This window comes from Kitasatospora sp. NPDC059812 (assembly GCF_042732075.1).
Taxonomy (GTDB): Bacteria; Actinomycetota; Actinomycetes; order Streptomycetales; family Streptomycetaceae; genus Kitasatospora.
In genome coordinates, this window is record NZ_JBHWIO010000179.1 from 1 (window position 1) to 2,020 (window position 2,020).

Annotated in this window: 2 protein-coding genes and 1 pseudogene; all 3 read right to left on the reverse strand. The window is 73.6% G+C overall.

Annotation, left to right across the window (positions count from 1 at the left end; genetic code table 11):
- Positions 1-135: 135 nt before the first annotated feature.
- The gene (locus ACFV6D_RS38775) at positions 136-831 is read right to left on the reverse strand and encodes a polysaccharide deacetylase family protein (protein ID WP_380563440.1); all 696 of its coding nucleotides are present in this window, start codon (positions 829-831) and stop codon (positions 136-138) included.
- A gap of 244 nt (positions 832-1,075) precedes the next feature.
- A complete protein-coding gene (locus ACFV6D_RS38780; RefSeq protein ID WP_380563442.1) occupies positions 1,076-1,669 on the reverse strand; it encodes a DUF1772 domain-containing protein in 594 nt (197 codons plus the stop codon).
- A gap of 184 nt (positions 1,670-1,853) precedes the next feature.
- Positions 1,854-2,020 (reverse strand): annotated as a pseudogene (locus ACFV6D_RS38785) (NmrA family transcriptional regulator); the annotation flags it as partial.

The window sequence follows — 2,020 nt, forward strand, 5'->3', positions numbered from 1 at the left end:
GGGAGCACCCGGTCCAGCAACTCGTCCTGGTCCTCGACCAGTTCGGCCTCCGGAAGCTCCTCGTCCTCGACCGCCGCCGACCAGATCCGCAGCAGGAGTTCGAAGGCGTATCCGGGGGCTCCGGCGGGTCCCGCCCTAGCCGCAGAGGGTCCCGAAGGTGTACCCGCGCGCCTTGAGGGTGGAGAGGATCGTCGGAAGTGCGGCGGCCGTCTGGCTGCGGTCTCCGCCGCCGTCGTGCAGCAGGATCACCGAGCCCGGGCGGACGTTCTTCAGCACCCGGGACTGGATGGCCGCCGTTCCCGGCCGGGACCAGTCGGTCGGGTCCACCGACCACAGCACGACCTGCTTGCCGAGCGCCGCCGCGCGCGAGCGCACCGCCCCGTTGACCGCACCGTAGGGCGGGCGCAGGCAGCTCGGAGTGCGGCCGGTCTGGGCGCGGATCGCCTTGTCCGTGTTCGCCACCTGGGCGTTGACGGCGGAGGCCGAGAGCCGGCGCAGGTCAGGGTGCGACCAGGAGTGGTTCTGCACGCTGTGGCCCGCCCGGGCGACCTGCCCGGTGAGCGCCGGGTGGGCGGCGACGTTCTGCCCGATCTCGAAGAACGTCGCGCGCACACCGTAGCGGGCGAGGATCCCGAGGATCCTCGGCGTGTAGGTGGGGCTGGGGCCGTCGTCGAAGGTGAGGTAGACGACCTTCCCGCCCTGGTCGACCTTCCCGCCCTGGTCGGCCTTGGCGCCCGCCGCCTCGGCGGGTGCGGCCGGCACCGCGACCGCCGCTCCCGCCACCAGGGCGACGGCGAGTGCGCCGATCGCGGTCCGAATCCGCCCAACCACCCTGCGCCTGCCGGAATGTACGGCCATGCCTGCCCCCTGCCCCTGGTGCCGGAACCGCCCTGTACCGACCAGTCTGCGCCGAAGGGCGCCGCCGCCGCGACCGGCCGGGGGTGAATTCGGCCAGTTGCTCGGCGGGTTGACCAGCGGCGAGCGGCGGGAACTGGCCGGGCACGGCGCCGGGCACGGCGACCGCCCCCGGTGGGGATCCACCAGGGGCGGCAACCCCGTTGCGGGGCCGGGCCGTTCAGCGCGAGGCGCGGCCGTGCAGGACCAGCGCCCGGGTCAGGGCCGCCAGGCCCCCCGTGCAGAGCAGCGTGCGGAGCATGTTGGTGGCCACCCAGGTGCCCTCGAACTTGGCGCGCACGCCCGCGAAGTCGGTGATCTGGGACGGGTCACCGGCCTGCGCCAGCTGGTTGTTGAGCGGGATGTTGACGCCCATGGTGACCATCAGGGCCACCACGTAGAGCACCGTCGCCCCGGCGGCCCACAGCGCCGCCTGCCGTCGCCCGGCCTTGTGCTGGAGCCAGGCCGCCACGCCCGTCGCCACGAAGGCGCCGACGAAGACCAGGCCGAACATGCCGTTCTCGATCGACTTGTTGATGTGCTGCATCGCCGTCACGTACGTCCGGTCGTCGCCCGCCCCGAGGCCCGGCATCACGGACACGTCGAAGGCGAAGAACAGGCCCGCCATCAGGCCCATCGCGATGGTGGCGCCCGCCAGGACGGGCCCGGCGGCCTTGCTCCGTGCGGCGGGGGCCGCCGAGGCGCCCGGCGCGAGGCCGCCGAAGGAGGATGGAGCGGAGTAGGAAGCTGGAGTCGCGGTCTGGTTCGAGCGCATCGGTAATCCTTCGATTTCTCCCCGGCCCCCGCCCAGCGCGGGGGCCACCACGGTGCCCGGGCACCGGCTTCCGTACCGCTCCCGGGTTCGACCCGGATGGACGGTCAGGAGGCCGGCGAGGCCCGGCACCGACGATCAACGGAACTGACTGGCCTGCTAGGTCCTGTGCGGCGCGGTGGGCGGCTCACACGTCCCAGACCCCGGACGCGGCGGCCTCGCGGGCGAAGTCGGCGAAGTCCCGCGGCTCACGCCCCAACGCCCGCCGCACCCCGTCCCCCAACGAGGCGTTACGACCGTCCAGGATCACCGAGAACAGCTCCGCGAAGTCCCCCGGCAGACCCGCCTCCTCCA